Genomic DNA, 17,418 nt, shown 5'->3' with positions numbered 1-17,418 from the left:
CCGCCCCCTCCGTCTCCCCGGCAGCCTGAAGGGCCTGGTCGGACCCCGCGCTTCGCGTGGCGACCGACCAGGCACAGTCCCCGATCAGAGATAGGGACGGGTGATCAGCTCGATCGCGTGGCCGGAAGGATCCTTGAAGTACACCCCGCGACCGCCGTGTTCGGTGTTGGTCTCGCCGGAGCGCCGCATCTGCGGATCGGCCCAGTGCTCGATGTCGCGATCACACAGGCGCTGGTACGCACGGGCGAACAGCTCGTCGTCGACGAGGAACGCGTAGTGCTGCATCTGGATCTCCACCGGCGGCTCGGCGAACTGCAGCAGTACGCCGTCGTCGAGCTGGATGTTGACGAACGGGCCCCACGACGGTGCTTCGGGGAGTTCCAGCAGTTCGCGGAAGAACCGAGCCGACTCGTCGCGGTCCTTGGAAGCGATGATGGTGTGGTTGAACGTGACTGTCATGCAGCTGACCTCTTGGTTGTTCGACACGGTGGACGGACTCGCGGTGCGCGAGTGCCGGGAGGTCCGCGTGCCGAACCGAGGGGGTGCCTGGTACGCACCCGCTGTGCGATCAGTCCACCACCGGGTGGCCAATCCGTGCGTGGCGTAGCGCCGGTCCGGTGTTCACGCAGGCGACGTTACTTGATCGCCGCGATCGCCACAACAGCGTTCGGTTCAGGCGCTGTTGGGTCGCGACCGAAGTCGCTGTTCGGCGCGCCCCGAAGTCCGATGCCTCGGGGCGCGGTTGGGGCGCGCGAGGGTCCGCCGGTGCCGAAGTCGCGCGGATGCCGGCCCGGGGTCGTACGGCCCCTCAGGCGTTACGTTGGTCGAGTCGGCACGCTGTCCGGTGCCGGGGCCGATGGGAAGGGGCCGGGGATGAGGGGACTGCGCGGGTTTCGGCGGACGTGGTTCGTCGTCGTGATGCTGCTGGTCGGCGGATTCGCCGCTCTGGCGCCGGTGAGCCACGGCGGCTGATGCCGTGGGGGCGGCGCCTCGGGTCAGTCGGTTCGTTCGTCGGCGGTGTGCAGCTGGTAGACGTTGAACGCGCGACGGATGACGGGCTGGGCCACGTTGCGCACCCGTACGCCACAGGCGGTCATGCCGTGCTCGGTGCCCATGTGGGCGTGGCCGTGCACGGCGAGATCCGCGCCCGCCGTGTCGATCGCCTCCGCGAGCAGGTAGCTGCCGAGGAACGGGTAGATCTCCCGGGGCTCCCCGGCGAGGGTGTCGGCGACGGGGGAGAAGTGGGTCAGCGCGATCCGGGCGTCGCAGGTGTCCTCGCGCAGGCTCTCCAGAGCACCGCGCAGACTGTCGGAGCAACGCCGGGTGTAGCGGACGAACTCCTTCATCAGCGGCTCGCCGAACTCACCCGCACTGCGACCCACGAACCCACCGCCGAACCCCTTCGTACCGGCGACGCCGATGCGCTTGCCGCCACAGTCCAGAACGGCCGCCTCGCCCTCGAGGACGGTCACCTCGGCGTCCCGGAGGATGTCGGTGACCTTGTCGGGCTGGTCGTCGTGATGGTCGTGGTTGCCGAGCACCGCGACGACCGGTACGCCGAGTCCCTGGACCTCCCGGGCGACGACACGAGCCTCGTCGGGCGTGCCGTGCCGGGTCAGGTCGCCGGCGAGCAGGAGCAGGTCGGCGCACTCGGGGAGGGTGTCGAAGGCGGGTCGCAGCATCCCCTGGCTGTCGGGGCCCATGTGGATGTCACCCACGGCCGCTACACGGATCACGGCAGCTCCTCGGCATGGTCGGGCGTGGTGTTCTCGGCGACCACGACATCGCTGTGCACGGCCAGTCCGGACAGTTCTTGCCGGGCGGTGCGCAGCAGGGTGTCGCGGCACTCGGCGGAGGAGACCGTACCGGTGATCACCACGGTCTGTCCCCGCAGCTCCAGGCGTACGCCCAGCTCACCGAGTTCCCCGGCGGCCAGCCGGTCGCTCAGATGGGCTACCCGGTACTCGGCGTTCTCCGGAGTGCCGGGGGCTTCGGAGGGGTCGTTCATCGCTGGTCCTCCTGCGGTTGGATGACGTCCAGCCGCTCCAGGAAGTAGAGGAAGGCCTCGGGCATCGCCGCGCCCGCGCAGGCACCGCGCACCTCGTCCCAGTCGATCTTCTCCCGCAGGACGCGGGCGATCGGCAGGACAGCGCCGAAGTCGCAGTGGTGCTCCGAGAAGGCGGCCATCAGGCTGCCCATGAGGTCGGTCGGCGACAGCACCGGCATGTGTACGGAGTCCACCGAGAGCTCCTGGGCCCGTCCCAGCAGCTCCGTCGTGACCGGCTGGTGCGCCAGCTCGAAGATGAGGTCGACCTGCTGTCCTAGGCAGCTGGCCTTGAGCAGCCAGTCCTCGGGCGGGCGGTAGACGGCCAGTCCGTTTTCGCGCAGTGCCGCCGCGACGGCCTCCGCGTCCTCGGGCCGGATGCAGAAATCCACGTCGTGCTGGAGATTCCGGGCGCCGCCGTGGGCGTACACCGCGACGCTGCCGGCGAGGGCGAACGGGAACCCGGTCTGTTTCAGCAGCGCGCCGGTCCGCTTCGCCGCCTCCAGGATCGCCTGGTTGCGATCGACGGGGAGTTCCTCCGCCAGCGGATCGCTGCGGAGGGTGAGCTCCGTGTCCCCCGAGGGCAGAGGCAACTGGGCCGCATCGACCTGCCGACCGGGTGCGTCGTCGGCGTACTGCGTCATCGTTGCCCCTTCCTGTCCGAGCCAGGTGTGGGGTCCCCGCCGGCGGGCCGCCCGCGAGGACCGTGTCGGTCAACCCCGAGTACCCGGCGTCGGCGGCGTCCACACCGGGGCGCATCCGGCGGACAGTCGTTCGATCACGTGAGGGCGGGGGCGGGGCCAGGGCGAAGGCCGGGGCGAGGGCGAAGGCGGGCGCCACCCGCCCGCCGGCCCCCGAACGTCTCAGCCGCCGACCCTCAGCAGCTCTCAGCTCTCAGCTCTCCGCGACCGCGACCACGTCGGAGCCGTCGCGGCGAATGCGCTCCACTCCCCAGGCGCCGAGCGGTTCGAGTGCCTGGTTGAGGGTGTGCCCGTGCTCGGTGAGGGAGTACTCCACGCGTGGCGGCACCTCGGCGTACACCTTGCGGTGGACGAGTCCGTCCTCCTCCATCTCGCGCAGGTGCTGGGTCAGCATCTTCTCGCTCACCCCCGGCAGGCCGCGGCGGAGTTCGGCGAAGCGGCGTACCCCGTGGGTGTCGAGCTCCCACAGGATCAGTCCCTTCCATTTGCCGCTCACCACGTCGAGCGCGGCATCGATGCCGCAGATGTAAGGCCCGCATCTCGGCGCCCTGGCCATCCCTGGTCCCCTTACTAAAAGGTAAGTACCGCAGAAAAAAGTGGGTACTTCCGAGATTAGCGGTGCTCTTCGAGCATGGAGGGGTGAACGAGCAACCGAACCGCACCACCAGGCAGAACAGCCCCGTTACCGTGATCGGGCTCGGCCCGATGGGTCAGGCGATGACCCGCACCCTCCTCAACTCCGGTCACCCCGTGACCGTTTGGAACCGCACCGCCGCCCGCGCCGCCGACGTCGTCGCCGCCGGAGCGACGCTCGCGGCCACTCCGGGGGAGGCGGTCGAGGCGAGTGACCTCGTGATCCTCAGCCTCACCGACTACCAGGCGATGTACGACATCCTCGACGGCGCCACCGCGTCCCTCGCCGGCCGCACCCTGGTCAACCTGAGCTCCGACACCCCCGAGCGCACCCGCGAGGCTGCGGCCTGGGCGACGGGCCACGGTGCCGCCTTCCTCACCGGCGGTGTCATGGTGCCGGCACCGATGGTCGGCACGGAGGCGTCCCTCGTCTACTACAGCGGCCCCGACCAGGTCATGGAGCACCACCGGCCCGTGCTGGCGCCGATCGGGACATCGAGGTACCTGGGCACCGACCCGGGCCTGGCCCAGATGATGTACCAGGCCCAACTCACCGTGTTCCTCGCCACGTTGTCGTCCCTGATGCAGGCCACCGCGATGCTGGGCGCCACGGGCCTGAAGGCCAAGGACGTGCTGCCGGAGCTGATCTCCACCGTCGATTCGATCGGCGCCATGCTGCGGGCGGGTGAGGAGAACCCCGGGAGCGCGCTGGACGCCGGAGAGCACCCCGGCGACCTCAGCACGATCACCATGATGGGCGCGACCGCCGACCACATCGTCGAGACCAGCACGGCGCTCGGGCTCGACCTCGCGCTTCCGTCGGCCGTGCAGGCGCACTACCGGCGAGCCATCGAGGACGGGCACGGCGGTGACAACTGGACCCGCATCATCGACGGTATCCGTGAACCGCGCTGACCGACGCTGAATCCGCCGGGCGTATGCCGCCCAGGACGGGGCGGCCTCCCGGCCTGCCGAAGGGGTGGGAATCGGCAGGGGGAGGCCGTCGGCTGTGCGCGCTCCGCGTGTGTCGCCCGGCGGTCTACTCGTCGATGGTCGAACCGAAGTGGGCGCCGCGGGCGCTGCCGCCGAGGGCCGACGCGCCGTACGAGCGTGAGCCCTCCGCGAGCAGCCCCTCGCCGCTCGCGGGCAGCAGCCAGACCGCGCCGTCCCCGGCGTTCTCGTCGGGCGCGGCGGCCACCAGCTCGGCCCGGCCGTCTCCGTCGGTGCCCACGAGCCGCACCTGGGCGCCCCAGGCGTCACCGGCCTCGGCGGTGCCCGGAACGGCGGGGGAGTTCTGGTCGAAGGACTGGGCGCGGGTGCTGGTCAGGCCGGTGTCCGAGCCGCGCAGCAGCCAGACCGCGCCCGCGTCGGCGACGGAGCCGATGTCCTCGCCGGGCGCCCCCACGGCCACGTCGGCCCGGCCGTCGCCGTCGACGTCGGCCACCGACAGGTCGTTGCCCCAGGCATCACCGTTCTCGGCGGTACCGGGCACGCCCGGGGAGTTTTGGGACCACCACTGCGGGGCGGTGCCGGGGCCCTGGGTGCCGACCGGGCCCTCCTCGCCGCCGTAGTAGACGCCGACCAGACCGCCGGGCGCGTCCGCGTCACCCGCGGTGTCGTCCACACCGCTGCGCTGTCCGACGACGAGGTCGTCGTAGCCGTCCCCGTTGATGTCACCCGAGGCCGTGCCCAGGCCGCCGCGCAGATCGCGCTGGTAGCCGAGGCCCTCGGCGCCGCCCGCGTAGAGGGCGGACCAGCCCATGACGTGGTCGTCGTCGGGGCTGTATCCGGAGACGACGAGGTCGGCGAAGCCGTTGCGGTCGTAGTCGCCGGTGGTCAGGTAGGCGGCCTGGAGGGTGTGACCGGTGGAGTGCGGAGTGCCGACCTGGCGCAGGACGCCTGCGTGGTAGGTGAAGACGTTCAGGCCCGACTTCTGGTCCAGGACGACGAGTTGGTCGGCGTCGACGTCTCCGGTGAACCTGGCGGCGGCCACCGCGAGGCCGAATCGCGCGCCCGCGGTCGGCTTGGCGGCGGTGACCGAGGCGGTCTGCTCGGCACCGAGTCCCTTCGCGGATCCGTACAGCACGCTGACCCGGCCGGCGTCCTCGACGCCGCCCTCGTCCTCGCCGGGTGTGCCGACGACCGCGTCGTCGTAGCCGTCGCCGTCCAGGTCACCGGTGGCGACGGCCCGTCCGAAGCCGTCCCCCGTCTCGGAGGTGCCGGACACTCCGGCGGTCGACTGGCTGACGACCTGGACCCGGCCCTTGGGCACGGTGGCGTTGGTGCCGATGCCGTTGGGTGCGCCGTACTGGACGGTGACGTAACCGGCGCCCTCCTTGCCGTCGACGGTGCCCTGCGGGACGCCGGTGAGGAGGTCGGCGTACCCGTCGCCGTCGAAGTCGTTGTTGCGGTCGGCGGCGGAGGTGCCGCCGGGAACGCCCGCGAACGCGCTCGGCGCGGCCACGATGCCCGCCCCCGCCAGCAGCAGGAAGGAGGCCGCGGCGACGGCGGCGGAGCCCGCGGTACGGCGGGTGGCGTGCCTGGAGATACTCATGTCTGGTTCCCCCGTGAAGAGTTGACGTTGCGTCAGTCCGCTGGTCGGGGCGGGCTGTTCTTGGTTCCGACGCAGGGTTCGACACGGGTGGCGGGGGTTGAGTTGTGGGGACCCGGCGTGCTGTGACACCTCAGTGACATCCGTTGCGCCACCACGACACACCAGGCCCCGGCGAACGACCGGACGGAACGGTCGAGTTGTGGCTGGGCGGCGTCGGCCTACTCGCGGGTCCGCGTGTTCACGGGGCTCCGCGCGTCACCGTCGTCCGAGCCCAGGCCCGCGAGCAGGCGCAGTCCGTCCTCGGCGGGGGAGCCGGGGGCCGCGGACAGCACCAGCAGCTCCATGCCCGACGCGTCAGGCAGCGCGAAGTTCTCCTGGTGCAGTTCGAGCACGCCGACCAGCGGGTGCCGGTACACCTTGCGGCCGTGCGTGCGGGCGCGTACGTCGGCGCGGGCCCAGAGGCGACGGAAGCGCTCGCTGCCCATCGCCAACTCGCCGATGAGGGAGGCCAGACGGGGATCGTCGGGGTACTTGCCGGCGGCCAGGCGCAGATGCCCGACCACGTCGAGGGTGCACTGCTCCCACTCGGCGTAGAGACCGCGCTCGGCCTCTTCGAGGAAGATGTGCCGGGCGGTGTTCAGACCCGGGAGGGGCCGGCCGAAGAGGAGCCCGGCGAGGCGGTTGCCCGCGAGGACGTCGAGACGATGGTCCATGATCAGCGCGGGCGCGTCGACGACCAGGTCGAGGACGCGGAGCAGTTCCGGGCGGACCCGCCCGGCCGGTGCCTTCGCGCGGCGCCGGGGCTGCCGGGCGAGCCGGGAGAGGTGCTCGCGTTCCGTCTCGTCGAGGCCGAGGACACCGGCGAGCGCGTCGAGGACCTGCTCGGAGGGCTGGGTCGCACGGCCCTGCTCCAGCCGGACGTAGTAGTCGACGCTGACACCCGACAGGTGCGCGACCTCTTCGCGGCGCAGCCCCGCCACCCTGCGGCGGCTGTCCGTGGGGATGCCGACGGCCGCCGGGTCGACCCGGGAACGCCGGGTGCGCAGGAAGCCCGCGAGATCGTCCATGCCTCCCAGTATGGCCGCGCCCGCGCCCGCGAAGGTGGTACCGCCATTACCAGGAAGTCCGGTCCGACGGAAAAGGAGCCCCTGAACAGCCGCTGCCGAAGCGCCCAGGATCGAAGGCATCCGATCCGAAGGAGTTCCCGTGAAGACGCTGATCGTCCACGCCCACCCGGAGCCGAAGTCCCTCAACAGCTCGCTGAAGGACCTCGCCGTGTCCACGCTGGAGAACGCCGGGCACGAGGTGCGGGTGAGTGATCTGTACGCGATGAACTGGAAGTCGGTCGTGGACGCCGCGGACTACGGCCCGCACGCCTCGAAGCCGCTCCAGGTCGCACGCGACTCGGGCCGGGCCTTCGACGCCGGTGCGCTCACCCCGGACGTCCGCGCCGAGCAGGAGAAGCTGCTGTGGGCCGACATGATCATTTTCCAGTTCCCGCTGTGGTGGTACACCATGCCCGCGATCCTCAAGGGCTGGGTGGACCGGGTCTTCACCTTCCACTTCGCGTACGGGGTCGGCGAGCACAGCGACACCAAATACGGCGAACGCTTCGGCGAGGGAACCCTCGCGGGCCGCAGGGCCCTGCTGTCGGTGACGGTCGGCGGCCCGGAGTCGCACTACGCCGCCCGCGGGATCAACGGCCCGATCGACGACCTGCTGTTCCCGATCCACCACGGCATCCTCTACTACCCGGGCATCGAGGCCCTGCCGCCCTTCGTGCTCTACGGCGCCGACCGGATGACGGACGAGGAGTACCCGGACGTCGCCAAGGCCTGGGAACAGCGCCTGCTCACCCTGGAGTCGACCGAGCCGATCCCGTTCCGCCGACAGAACTTCGGCGACTACGAGATTCCCTCCCTGCAGTTGAAGGAGGGACTGGAGGTGCCGGGCCGCACCGGGTTCGGATTGCACGTGCGGGGTTGAGGGTGGGCGCGGGACGAACTCCCGTGCGGCTGCTCCCCCCGGACCACTGCACGCTCTTCGCGATGAACCCCCGGGGCTCCCGCCCGAGTGCCCGGGCCCCTGGGGATTCCGCCAGGTCGGCTCTCAGCCGGCCCCAGGCCCGTCCTCCCGCGTCCCCGTCTCGTCCACCGGGGGCGTGTCTCCCCAGCTCAACCGGATCACCGCGTACGTCTCGCCGTTCTCGGGGGCACGGGTCCAGGAACGGGTGGTGAACGTGTGCAGGCGCCCGTTCACGATGGCGTGACGGGGCAGCGAGGCGCCGAACTCCTCGGCCACAGCCTCCAGCAGAGGCCGCTCCACCTCGGCGCCCGCCGCCTCCGCGGTCTCGAAGAACCGGGTCGGGTCGAGGCGACGGGGTATCTCCCCGCTCCGCCGGAGCTCGCCGTCCGCGTAGGTGAACGCGTACTCCTCGGCACCGTCGCGAGCGACGGACAGGTGGAAGAAGGGCTCCTGGTGCGGTTCCCTGAGGCCGCTCCACACCACGACCGCGCGGGTGCCCGAACTGGCGCATGTGGCAGGGGAGACGAACCTCTGCCGGCTGAACTGCGCGGGTTCGCCGTCGAAGGCGAAGCTCCAGTCGGCGCCGGCGCGGCCGACCGCCATGAGGGCCTTGTCGTCGAAGGAGGAGAACTCCCTCTGATCACGGACCGACCTGCGGCGCGCTTCCCAGAGGGTCATGGGGGAGTCCAGCACGGTCTCGTGCTCGTCCTCGTGCTCATGTTCGTGCTCGTCCGCCAGGCGTTCCGCCAGCTCTCGCGGATCCACCCCCTCCACCAGGACGAACCGGTAGGACGTGCGGTTGTTGCCCGGGTCCGGCACCGCCAGCCAGGCCATGCCGCTCGCGTCGAGGCCGTCCACCGGACTCGGCGGGTCACCGACCTGGCCCGCTCTGGGTGTGGACAGCAGCTGGCGCCCGCGCTCCGGTGTCAGCAAGGGGCCGAGGACGGGGTCGGCCACCCAGCCCAGCGGTGCCAGGTGGTCGGGTCCCAGAGGGTCCCACAGGGGCAGTGCCGCCGTCAGTTTCCACCAGGCCCCGTCGGTGTCGCCCCACCGCGCCAGCTCCCGTGCCTGCTCGACCGCCTCACCGAACGGCCCTGTCGCCGTGTACCGGTACGTGCCGGCGCGCACCTGCTCCAGGGTCGCGTACGCCTGTGCCACCAGGGCCTCGTCGGCGCCGCGGAGAGAGAACTTCAGGGTGGAGTCGTCCCGGTACGAGTGCGCCGCGTGCTCGGCGACCAGCGACGGCAACAGCTCGGCCGCGTACCGCGGGTCCGTCACCAGGCCGTCGAAGGACAGCCCGGAGGTCTGTCCGAGCAGGCGTCGGATCTGGTCGCCCAACCCGGCGGCCCGCGGCCGGCCGTAGGACGTGGCCTCGTCGAACTGCCGCACGGCCTGCTCCCAGTTGCCGCGCAGCGCCTCCAGCCGGGCCGCGTCCACCAGGTCGTCCAGCTCGCGCGTGGTGTCGTTGACGAACTCCGGCTGCTCCGTGCCGTTACGGGACCGCAGGCTGTGGAACTCGCGGTACATCTCCTGCATGAACTCCAGGAAGTTCGCATGACGTTCGGGTGCGGAGGCCCGCCAGCTCGCCCATGTGAAGACGGCCCACTCGCCGTCCTCGTCCACGTCGTCGGGGTCCAGGAGGACGTAGGTGGCGTCGGACTCGACGTCCAGTTGGAGCCCGCGCCGCCACAGCTCCGCCTCCTGCTGCTCCTCGGGGTCCGCGTCCTCGTCCAGGTCCTCCTCGAACATGTCGGCGAGCCCCGACTCGTTCTCGTGCCAGCGCACACTCTCGGTCCCCGCCAGCAGCCACACGAACCCGCCCGCGTGCCGCCACCCGTCGCTGACTTTGAGGAACTCCCGGTACGACGGGGGCATCCGTCGGCCCAGGCGCTCCTCCATGGCCGCGATGCGCTCCTCGGAGGCGGGCGGGAACCCCAGCCACCGCGCCTCCCGCGCGGCTTCGTCGTCCTGCCCGCGTGTCTCGTCGTCGGAGAGGGAGTCCGCCCACTCCCCGCTCCACCGGAGCAGGAAGGAACGCCAGTCGAATGCCGAGGTGTCCGTCATGGGCTCGATGCTGCCACCCGCCACTGACAATCAGGCAAGCAACCAGGACGCCCGCCGATGCCGCGGCGCCCGCAACCGGCGCCGCCCGCAAGCCCGTTCACGCCGACGCGTGGTGGGACGCGGTGAGCAGGGCGCGCAGGGACGCGGTGTCGGGGGTGTCGGCGACGGCCGCGTCGATGGCGTCGTCCATGGCCTTCTCCCACGACTCGGGGAGCGACAGTCCGGGCTGCTCCGACCAGCCGATGTCCGGCCTGGCCTGCCCGGACTCGGCAAGGCGCAGGTGCACCAGACCCGCGAGGGCGTCGAAGATCCTTGGCCGGATGAAGTTGCGTGCGGACTGCCCGGTCAGTCGTGTCGCCTGGTGCGGCTTGGGCATGCGGTCGGCGATCTCCGGCCAGAGCAGGCCGCGGTCGAAGGCGTCGAGTATCTCCTCCAAGCCGGGCAGGAGGTCGTCGGTCACCTTGCCGGTCGTGCCATCCCGGCGTACGGCATCCGTCACCGCGCCGCCCGCTCCCCGCGCCGAGGATCGAAGTGCCCTCGCCACGGCGACCCGCAGTGGGTGGGACCAGCCCTCGGCGTCGGCGATCGCGCGGGCCATGGTGAGTTCGTCCCAGCTCACGCGCAGCGACAGCGCCGACTCCCCGGACAGCGTGCGCGCCTCCAGTTCAGTGAACAGCCGGTCGGTGTCGCGCAGCAGGGCGAGGCCGGTGGTCTCGTCGGTGGGCTCGTCGGGCCGGTCGTCCGCCGGGAGCTGTTCGAGCCGGGCGATGCGTTCGGCTGTCGGAGGGTGCGAGTCGTACGGGTGCGGTCGCGGCGGACGCTGCCCGGCGGAGAGGGCGGCGAGTCGTTCCCCGGTGCGTGCGGCGAGCAACTGGCGGAAACCGCCGTGCACTTCGCCCACCGGCGGGAGCGCACCCAGCGAGATGCCCATCGCGGCGTACGTCTCCAGGTAGTGGGTGTGGGCGCCGGTGAGCACCGGAATGGCGCGTAGGGCGGCGACCGTGGTGTCACGACCGGCGTGCCGGGCCGCCATCCGGTCCGCGGCGAGTTCCTGGTGGCGAGCCACGGACTGGGTGGTCCGCAGATACAGCCGGGCGTAGCCGACGTACAGGGCGCCGATCGCCTGATGGAACTCGGTGCTGCCCTCCTGGAACGCCTCCACCGTGTGCAGGAGCGCCGCGCGGCCGCGCATGGTGACGCCTCCGAGCCGGGTGTCGAGGTTGCCGTAGTGCCCGAACTCGTGGGCGAGGACGGCGCGCAGCTGTGGGACGGTCAGTCCGGCGAGCAGCGGGAGCCCCAGATACATCCGGCGTCGTCCGTGCAGCAGTCCGAGCATGCGGCTCTGTTCGGCGACGGCCGCATTGACCTCGGCGACGAGGTAGAGCTCGTCCGGCGGCCGCTGTCCCGTCACCTCGGCTGCCGCCCGTACCTGCTCCCACAGCACGGGCTGGTCCTTGGGGGTGACCGCCACCCCCTCCGGGACCGGCCCCAGCCGGCCGGCCCGCAGGAACGTGAACAAGCCACGCAGAATCGCCGCGGCCAGCAGGACGGTGACCGTCAGCACCGTGCCCCCGATCCACGCCGCCCTGTCGGTGACCGGGTGGGTCAGCACCAGCCAGTCGAGCACGGCCATGGCCGACAGCAGTGCCAGGCCCATGAGGAAGAAGCCGAGCAGCAACACGAACGCGCGGACCGCGCGCAGCCGAAACGCCATCGAGGAAATCCCCCACCCACCTGGTTCACCAGCCCGAACGGGCCGGAAGCGCTCGGGATACTACCCGCGGCCCGCCGAGCCGTGTCCGCCGCGTGGGCCGGGGAAACGCCGTCCGGCAGGGGAGCGTGGTGAGGGCGCCCGGGGCGGGGCGGTCTGGAGGTCGCTGCGGGTCCCGGAGGATCGGTGAACCGCGCGCGCCACTATGGTGATCCGATGGCATCGATCAAGAAAATCCAGGTCACCTTCGACTGTGCCGAGCCGGAGCGTGTCGCTCGTTTCTGGTGCGAGGTGCTGGGGTACGTCCTCCCGCCGCCGCCCAAGGGCTTCGCTTCCTGGGGGGACTTCGATCGCTCACTGCCGCCTGAGCGTCGGGGGGCCGCGTTCGCCTGCATGGACCCGGAGGGTGTGGGTCCGCGCCTGTTCTTCCAGCGCGTTCCGGAAGGCAAGGTCGTCAAGAACCGGGTTCATATCGATGTGCGGGTCGGCACCGGGCTCGTGGGCGAGGAGCGTGTCGCCGCCCTCGAGGCCGAGTGCGCGCGCCTGGTCGCCCTGGGCGGGGTGCGCGTACGGCTCCTGACGGCCGACGAGTACAACGAGTCGTGCCTGGTGATGCAGGACGTCGAGGGCAACGAGTTCTGCCTCGACTGAGGGGCCGCGCACCGTCGCAGCGGTGGAGCCTCAGGGGCTCGCCCGTCGGTGAGCCGGCTGGGCGTGGGCAGGAACGTATCGGTGCTCGCCGAGTCGTAGGCGATGTGGAATGTGTCCAGCCCCGTCACGCCGGCGGCTGGGCGAGTTTGGCGGCCACGGCGTCCAGGACCCAGTCCAGGCCGGTCGTGAAGGTTGTCTCGGCGTCCACGTCCGCGCCGTCGTGGACGGCCTTGCTGAGCGCGGGGAAGCGGCCCGTGGCCAACATCCTTGTCACGTGCGGGCCGTTGGCGCGCTGCCAGTCGTGCTTGGACAGGCCCGTGGCCTGCTCGGCGCGCAGGTTCGCGATCTCACGTCTGATCGCACCGGTGACATAGGCGCTGACCGTCTCCACGGCACGCATGACGGTGTCGATGTCGGCGAGGCCGTCGAGGGCGGACAGCGTGGCCTCGGCGACGGCGAGCCCGTTCGGGCCCAGGGCCGGGCGACCGCCCAGCAGGTCGGCCAGCCAGGGGTGCCGGAGAGCGGCCGCTCTGGTGCGGTGGGCCAGCTCGCGCAGCGCTTTCCGCCAGTCGGCGGGCTGCTCCTCGGGGACGATCTCGGCCTGAACCGCGTCCACCATGAGGTCGAACAGCTCGTCCTTGGTGGAGATGTACCCGTACAACCGCATCGGGCCGGCGTCGAGCCGGGCGGCGACCTTCCGCAACGACACCGCTTCCAGTCCGCCCTCGTCGGCGAGCGCGACGGCGGCGGCGACGATCCGCTCCCGGTCGAGCGGCACGGGTCGAGTCGGCGGCTCCGGCCGGTCCCACACAGTCATGGGCACATCGTACTGTTGCGATGCACTGTATAGCAGCAATACAGTGTATCGACATGAGACAACGCATCGCGGTGGTCGGGAGCGGTCCCGCCGGCCTCACCTTCGCCCGTGTCCTGCATCGCCACGGCCACCGGGTCACCCTCCTCGAACGCGATCCCAGCCCTGATGCCCGTCCGCCGGGCGGCACGCTGGACCTGCACGAAGGGCTGGGTCAGCTCGCCCTGGACAAGGCCGGGCTGCTGTCGGAGTTCCAGAGGCTGTCCCGCCCCGAAGGGCAGGCCATGCGCATCCTGGACACCGACGGGACCGTCCTGCGCGACTGGCATCCCGGCCCGGAGGAGCGAGCCAATCCCGAGATCGACCGAGGGCAACTCCGTGCCCTGCTGCTCGGCCCGCTCGACGTGCAGTGGGGGCGGGGCGTGGCGCGGGTGGTGCCCGGGACCGGGGACGGCGCACTGGTCCGGTTCGCGGACGGGCGGCAGGAGGCCTTCGACCTCGTGGTCGGCGCGGACGGCGCCTGGTCCCGGGTCCGCGCGGCCGTCTCGTCGGCGACGCCGCAGTACACCGGCGTCACCTCGGTCGAGACCTCCCTCGACGAGGTCGACACCCGCCACCCCGACCTCGCCCGGCTGATCGGCGACGGTTCCGTGGCCGTGTACGGAGCCAACCGCTCCCTCGTCGCCCAGCGCAACAGTGGCGGACACGTCAAGGTGTACGCCAAGTTCCGCGCGCCGCTGGGCTGGCACACGGCATCGGATCCGGCCGACGCCGAGGCCCTGCGGGCGAAACTGCTGACTCTGTTCGATGGCTGGGCGCCGCCCGTCCTCGACCTCCTCCGGCACGGCACCGCCTTCGTCCACCGCCCCATCCACGTTCTGCCCGTGTCCCACACCTGGCCCCACGTCCCCGGGGTGACGCTGCTGGGCGACGCCGCCCATCTGATGCCTCCGTTGGGAGCGGGCGCGAACCTCGCGATGCTGGAGGGTGCCGAACTCGCCGAGTCCCTGGCCGCCGCCCCCGAAGATCCAAACAAGGCCGTCCGCGCCTTCGAGGAACAGATGTGGGCACGGGCCGGCAGATGGGCGAGGATCACGGCGGCCGGTCTGGAACGCCTCGTGAGCCCGGACCCCGCCGAGGCCCTCGCGCTCTTCGACGAGGTCCAGCCGTCCTGACCGCCACGCGCGAGGGCGTCGCGGCGGTTCCGCACAAGCTCGACGGGCCGAACGCGCCCCTCTGTCAGGGAAGTTGGGCGTGCCACGCGAGTATCGAACACGCGGGGCGCCAGCCGGTTTCGGGGCCCCCAACCGGCCCTTCACGCACCGCCCCTGACGCCGGACGGCCCCGCATCCGCCTGCTCGGCGAGCCATGTGGCGCACTCCCTCATCCGGTGGCGATCCTCCGGGAACCAGCTCTCCCAGGGTTCGTCCAAGGTCAGCCAGGCCGCCGTCTGTCCCTCTTCCGGCGTGAGCGGCGTATGCCGATCGACGATCGCCAGGAACGACAGCCCCAGGGTCGCCGACCAGCCACGGCGATACGAGCGCACAGTGACCGCCGCCGGGCGCGCGAGGAGGTCCGTCCGCACGCCGGTCTCCTCGAACAACTCGCGGCGGGCAGCCTCGCGTTGCGTCTCGCCGGGGTCGACCTTGCCGCCCGGCGGCACCCAGCCGCGCCAACGGTGATGCACCAGCAGCACGTGCGTCCGGCCCGGGTCGAACACCCACACCTCGGCGGCGAGCGGCCCCTCCAGGGCCGCCTCGGGGCGAGCGAACCAGGCCAGGGCGTCGTCGTACACGGCACGCGCGGCCCGCGCCTCGTCCAAGGCGGCTCGCAGGGCACGTTGCTCGATCGATAAGCGGGTCATCTGCCGCACCCTACGAAACCCCACTGACAACGCCCCGCCGGCGACGCGAGGCGAGGCGAAGGCCGTGTTCGGTAGCCCGGATGAGGGCGCCGCGCGGGCCCGCCGAAAAAATATGCGCGAGCGTGTCGATCCCGGCAGGCTCTGTACGACGCAGAGGTGAGAGCAGGACCCCACACGAGAGGCGAAGGCCATGCCCAAGGTGCGCGTACACAACGTCACGATCTCCCTCGACGGCTTCATGGCCGGTCCGAACCAGCGACTGGACGCCCCGTTCGGCGACGGTGTCGGCTGGGGCGACGAACTGCACAGCTGGTTCATGTCCGCGTCGCAGGACGCGGCGGCCGGCAAGACCGGGATCGACGTGGACTACTTCGTCCGCGGCGATCAGAACATCGGCGCCACGATCATGGGCCGGAACATGTTCGGGCCGCAGCGCGGTCCGTGGCAGGACGAGTCCTGGCAGGGCTGGTGGGGCGACAACCCGCCCTACCACCACGACGTCTTCGTGCACACCCACCATCTGCGCCCGTCGCTGGAGATGGCCGGCGGCACCACCTTCCACTTCACCGACGAGTCACCGCAGGCGGTGCTCCAGCGCGCGTTCGACGCAGCGGGCGGCAAGGACGTGCGGATCGGCGGCGGCGCGGCGATCATCCGGCAGTACCTGCGTGCCGCGCTGATCGACGAACTCCATCTGGTGATCGCGCCGATCCTCGTCGGACGCGGGGAGCGGCTGCTGGAAGACCTGGGCGAAGGAATCGACGGCTACCGGGTCTCCGAGCTGGTCGGCTCGCCGAACGTCACCCACGCGCTCCTGGTCCGCCGCTGAACCGGCGGGCCGGGCAGGGGTTGTCGCGGGCGGAAGCGCGCCCCGCGAGGCGGCTGGTATTACTGGTGCATGCAGGAGGAGGCCGCGCGGTCCGCGATCGACACGTTCATCTCCGCTTTCAACGCCTCGGAGGACACCTATGTCACGGCGCTGCTCTCCCAGGCTCTGACCGCGGACGTCGTCTTCTGGGGACCTTTGGGTCGCAGCGAGGGGATCGAGGCGGTCGAACGGTTCGTGCTGGACATCCGGCACCATCCGGCGGGGGCCGGCACGATGGTGCGCTGCTCGGCGGTGGACATGCCTGACGAGTGGGCCCGCTACCAGTGGGTCTTCACCACGCCGGACGGCGGCCCCCGCCTGGCGGGCACGGACGTCGTCCATCTGCGCCGAAGCCTCATCGACCAGATCATCGTCTTCGCGGGGGAGATCAAGCCGTCCGGCTCCTGACCCGGCCCGACCCGGCACGGGGTCGGCTGCCGGCCTTCGGGAGCGGGGCTGCCGAAGATCCGGTGCTCCGGCATGATCGCTCACAGGGTGCCCGGGCCGCGCCGGACCGTGGTGCCGTTCCCGGTCCGGCGCGGCCCGTTCGAGGTGCCTGGTCACCTTCCCGCGGTGGTGCGGGGGCGGCTCAGCAGCGCGCCCAGGGCGATCATGCCGATGCCGAGGACGAAGTGCAGCCAGTCGTCCGCGTCGTTGAGCGGTACGAAGTTGGCGTCGCTGCCGTGGTCGATGAGCAGGCCGTACAGCCACAGCACCAGGTAGATGGCGCCGCCGGCGAGCAGGAAGGTGCGGGCGCCGGAGGCGGTGCGGGCCATCACGACGCCGGCCACTCCGAACAGCAGGTGGACGAGGTTGTGCAGGACGGAGACCTGGAAGATCCCGAGCAGTTCGGCGCCGGAGTCGTGCGAGGCGAACTTCATGGTGTCGTAGTCCGTGGTGATCCCCGGGATGAAGCCCAGGACCGCCACCAGCAGGAACACCGCTCCGACCAGCAGCGCTGCTTTCTGGACCGGGGTTCGGGCGGAACTCGCGTTGCGCGTGCGTGTCGTCATGGCCTGTCGGCTTTCCGCGAGGGGCGCCGGGACGGCACCCGTTCGCACTGAGTACCCCTGTCTCGCGGCTCGGCACACGGTCGCGGGGACGAGTTCCGCACTGTGTGTAGGGGGCAGCGTTTATCGCGGCGGGGCCGGGGCATTCGGGAGTTGCGCTTCGGACCGATGGCGCCGCCCGGCAGGGATCTCTCCTGGCTGCTGGGGCCCCCTTTCCCGGGCGGTCCAGGCAGGTCCTCCACGGGCACCGGAAGACAGCATCCGGAACATGTTCGCAAGGGCCTGCCCGAGACCCGCGTTCAGGAGTGACCACTGTGCTCATGGACATGACGACGCGCGCCGCCGTGCCGCACCTGGCGTCCTCGAACCGACTCGCGTGCCGTGCCCGCGCTCCCGTTCCCGTATGCATGGGGACCTTTCGAGGTGCCCCGGCGCCGTTTCCCCATCGTGATGAGTGCCCGCATCCCCTCAAGCCTCGC

At 71.3% G+C, this 17,418-nt stretch carries 18 protein-coding genes; 6 read left to right on the top strand and 12 right to left on the bottom strand.

Features of this window, described 5'->3' with window-relative positions; translation table 11 throughout:
* Nucleotides 1-84: 84 nt before the first annotated feature.
* The 5 genes from ACH41F_RS16255 to ACH41F_RS16235 all read right to left on the bottom strand — a co-directional run bounded on the left by ACH41F_RS16255 (nt 85) and on the right by ACH41F_RS16235 (nt 3,301).
* Nucleotides 85-459, bottom strand: coding sequence for a VOC family protein (locus ACH41F_RS16255; protein ID WP_398836091.1), 375 nt, complete (start codon nt 457-459; stop codon nt 85-87).
* Between the two features lie 536 nt (nt 460-995).
* Nucleotides 996-1,736 carry a metallophosphoesterase gene (locus ACH41F_RS16250; protein ID WP_398836089.1) on the bottom strand — a complete coding sequence of 247 codons (741 nt, stop codon included), beginning with the start codon at nt 1,734-1,736 and terminating at the stop codon, nt 996-998.
* A complete protein-coding gene (locus ACH41F_RS16245) occupies nt 1,733-2,008 on the bottom strand; it encodes a hypothetical protein (protein ID WP_391230815.1) in 276 nt (91 codons plus the stop codon). Before ACH41F_RS16245 ends, ACH41F_RS16250 begins: the two co-directional genes overlap by 4 nt.
* Entirely contained in the window at nt 2,005-2,688 is a 684-nt protein-coding gene (locus ACH41F_RS16240; RefSeq protein WP_391230816.1) for a nucleotidyltransferase family protein, read from the bottom strand. The genes ACH41F_RS16245 and ACH41F_RS16240 overlap by 4 nt, the downstream gene beginning before the upstream one ends.
* 250 nt (nt 2,689-2,938) lie before the next feature.
* Nucleotides 2,939-3,301 (bottom strand): winged helix-turn-helix transcriptional regulator, encoded by a 363-nt coding sequence (locus ACH41F_RS16235; protein ID WP_391230817.1) that lies wholly within the window; start codon nt 3,299-3,301, stop codon nt 2,939-2,941.
* Nucleotides 3,302-3,384: 83 nt separating this feature from the next.
* On the opposite strand from ACH41F_RS16235, the gene ACH41F_RS16230 reads away from it, so the two are divergent.
* Entirely contained in the window at nt 3,385-4,293 is a 909-nt protein-coding gene (locus ACH41F_RS16230) for an NAD(P)-binding domain-containing protein (protein WP_391230819.1), read from the top strand.
* A gap of 124 nt (nt 4,294-4,417) precedes the next feature.
* Here the strand turns inward: ACH41F_RS16230 and ACH41F_RS16225 are convergent, their stop codons facing one another.
* Together ACH41F_RS16225 and ACH41F_RS16220 are read right to left on the bottom strand one after the other, a co-directional pair.
* On the bottom strand, nt 4,418-5,932 hold the full coding sequence (locus tag ACH41F_RS16225) for an FG-GAP repeat protein (RefSeq protein WP_398836086.1): 1,515 nt from the start codon (nt 5,930-5,932) through the stop codon (nt 4,418-4,420).
* Between the two features lie 218 nt (nt 5,933-6,150).
* A complete protein-coding gene (locus ACH41F_RS16220; protein WP_398836083.1) occupies nt 6,151-6,999 on the bottom strand; it encodes a helix-turn-helix transcriptional regulator in 849 nt (282 codons plus the stop codon).
* A 139-nt stretch (nt 7,000-7,138) separates the two neighbouring features.
* Between ACH41F_RS16220 and ACH41F_RS16215 the strand changes: the two genes are divergently transcribed.
* Nucleotides 7,139-7,918: an NAD(P)H-dependent oxidoreductase gene (locus ACH41F_RS16215; protein WP_398836080.1), complete on the top strand. Its 780-nt coding sequence runs from the start codon at nt 7,139-7,141 to the stop codon at nt 7,916-7,918.
* Between the two features lie 123 nt (nt 7,919-8,041).
* Here the strand turns inward: ACH41F_RS16215 and ACH41F_RS16210 are convergent, their stop codons facing one another.
* Nucleotides 8,042-10,021, bottom strand: a complete 1,980-nt coding sequence (locus ACH41F_RS16210) for an SMI1/KNR4 family protein (protein ID WP_398836078.1) — start codon at nt 10,019-10,021, stop codon at nt 8,042-8,044.
* A 97-nt stretch (nt 10,022-10,118) separates the two neighbouring features.
* On the bottom strand, nt 10,119-11,735 hold the full coding sequence (locus tag ACH41F_RS16205; RefSeq protein ID WP_398836075.1) for a M48 family metalloprotease: 1,617 nt from the start codon (nt 11,733-11,735) through the stop codon (nt 10,119-10,121).
* A 213-nt stretch (nt 11,736-11,948) separates the two neighbouring features.
* Here ACH41F_RS16205 and ACH41F_RS16200 point away from each other — a divergent pair, with 213 nt between their 5' ends.
* Nucleotides 11,949-12,383 (top strand): VOC family protein, encoded by a 435-nt coding sequence (locus ACH41F_RS16200; protein WP_398836073.1) that lies wholly within the window; start codon nt 11,949-11,951, stop codon nt 12,381-12,383.
* A gap of 124 nt (nt 12,384-12,507) precedes the next feature.
* Here ACH41F_RS16200 and ACH41F_RS16195 read toward each other — a convergent pair whose 3' ends face one another.
* On the bottom strand, nt 12,508-13,200 hold the full coding sequence (locus ACH41F_RS16195) for a TetR/AcrR family transcriptional regulator (RefSeq protein ID WP_398836070.1): 693 nt from the start codon (nt 13,198-13,200) through the stop codon (nt 12,508-12,510).
* 53 nt (nt 13,201-13,253) lie between these two features.
* Between ACH41F_RS16195 and ACH41F_RS16190 the strand changes: the two genes are divergently transcribed.
* Nucleotides 13,254-14,372: an FAD-dependent oxidoreductase gene (locus ACH41F_RS16190; RefSeq protein WP_398836068.1), complete on the top strand. Its 1,119-nt coding sequence runs from the start codon at nt 13,254-13,256 to the stop codon at nt 14,370-14,372.
* Nucleotides 14,373-14,512: 140 nt separating this feature from the next.
* Here ACH41F_RS16190 and ACH41F_RS16185 read toward each other — a convergent pair whose 3' ends face one another.
* Entirely contained in the window at nt 14,513-15,061 is a 549-nt protein-coding gene (locus ACH41F_RS16185) for an NUDIX domain-containing protein (protein WP_398836065.1), read from the bottom strand.
* A gap of 190 nt (nt 15,062-15,251) precedes the next feature.
* On the opposite strand from ACH41F_RS16185, the gene ACH41F_RS16180 reads away from it, so the two are divergent.
* Together ACH41F_RS16180 and ACH41F_RS16175 are read left to right on the top strand one after the other, a co-directional pair.
* Nucleotides 15,252-15,890, top strand: a complete 639-nt coding sequence (locus tag ACH41F_RS16180; RefSeq protein WP_391230831.1) for a dihydrofolate reductase family protein — start codon at nt 15,252-15,254, stop codon at nt 15,888-15,890.
* 69 nt (nt 15,891-15,959) lie between these two features.
* Entirely contained in the window at nt 15,960-16,337 is a 378-nt protein-coding gene (locus ACH41F_RS16175) for a nuclear transport factor 2 family protein (RefSeq protein WP_391230832.1), read from the top strand.
* Nucleotides 16,338-16,489: 152 nt separating this feature from the next.
* Here ACH41F_RS16175 and ACH41F_RS16170 read toward each other — a convergent pair whose 3' ends face one another.
* The gene (locus ACH41F_RS16170) at nt 16,490-16,942 is read right to left on the bottom strand and encodes a DUF4383 domain-containing protein (RefSeq protein ID WP_391230833.1); all 453 of its coding nucleotides are present in this window, start codon (nt 16,940-16,942) and stop codon (nt 16,490-16,492) included.
* Nucleotides 16,943-17,418: the final 476 nt, after the last annotated feature.

Origin of the sequence: Streptomyces sp. NPDC020489, from assembly GCF_044386545.1 — a bacterium.
GTDB lineage: Bacteria > Actinomycetota > Actinomycetes > Streptomycetales > Streptomycetaceae > Streptomyces.
The sequence above is the reverse complement of the archived record's forward strand: the minus strand, read 5'-3'. Positions and strand labels throughout refer to the sequence as shown.

Coding starts and splice junctions, on each gene's coding strand:
- ACH41F_RS16225 (WP_398836086.1), bottom strand. CDS start 5,932: ATGAGTATCTCCAGGCACGCCACCCGCCGTACCGCGGGCTCCGCCGCC.
- ACH41F_RS16240 (WP_391230816.1), bottom strand. CDS start 2,688: ATGACGCAGTACGCCGACGACGCACCCGGTCGGCAGGTCGATGCGGCC.
- ACH41F_RS16170 (WP_391230833.1), bottom strand. CDS start 16,942: ATGACGACACGCACGCGCAACGCGAGTTCCGCCCGAACCCCGGTCCAG.
- ACH41F_RS16205 (WP_398836075.1), bottom strand. CDS start 11,735: ATGGCGTTTCGGCTGCGCGCGGTCCGCGCGTTCGTGTTGCTGCTCGGC.
- ACH41F_RS16200 (WP_398836073.1), top strand. CDS start 11,949: ATGGCATCGATCAAGAAAATCCAGGTCACCTTCGACTGTGCCGAGCCG.
- ACH41F_RS16195 (WP_398836070.1), bottom strand. CDS start 13,200: ATGACTGTGTGGGACCGGCCGGAGCCGCCGACTCGACCCGTGCCGCTC.
- ACH41F_RS16185 (WP_398836065.1), bottom strand. CDS start 15,061: ATGACCCGCTTATCGATCGAGCAACGTGCCCTGCGAGCCGCCTTGGAC.
- ACH41F_RS16175 (WP_391230832.1), top strand. CDS start 15,960: ATGCAGGAGGAGGCCGCGCGGTCCGCGATCGACACGTTCATCTCCGCT.
- ACH41F_RS16180 (WP_391230831.1), top strand. CDS start 15,252: ATGCCCAAGGTGCGCGTACACAACGTCACGATCTCCCTCGACGGCTTC.
- ACH41F_RS16190 (WP_398836068.1), top strand. CDS start 13,254: ATGAGACAACGCATCGCGGTGGTCGGGAGCGGTCCCGCCGGCCTCACC.
- ACH41F_RS16235 (WP_391230817.1), bottom strand. CDS start 3,301: ATGGCCAGGGCGCCGAGATGCGGGCCTTACATCTGCGGCATCGATGCC.
- ACH41F_RS16245 (WP_391230815.1), bottom strand. CDS start 2,008: ATGAACGACCCCTCCGAAGCCCCCGGCACTCCGGAGAACGCCGAGTAC.
- ACH41F_RS16210 (WP_398836078.1), bottom strand. CDS start 10,021: ATGACGGACACCTCGGCATTCGACTGGCGTTCCTTCCTGCTCCGGTGG.
- ACH41F_RS16255 (WP_398836091.1), bottom strand. CDS start 459: ATGACAGTCACGTTCAACCACACCATCATCGCTTCCAAGGACCGCGAC.
- ACH41F_RS16220 (WP_398836083.1), bottom strand. CDS start 6,999: ATGGACGATCTCGCGGGCTTCCTGCGCACCCGGCGTTCCCGGGTCGAC.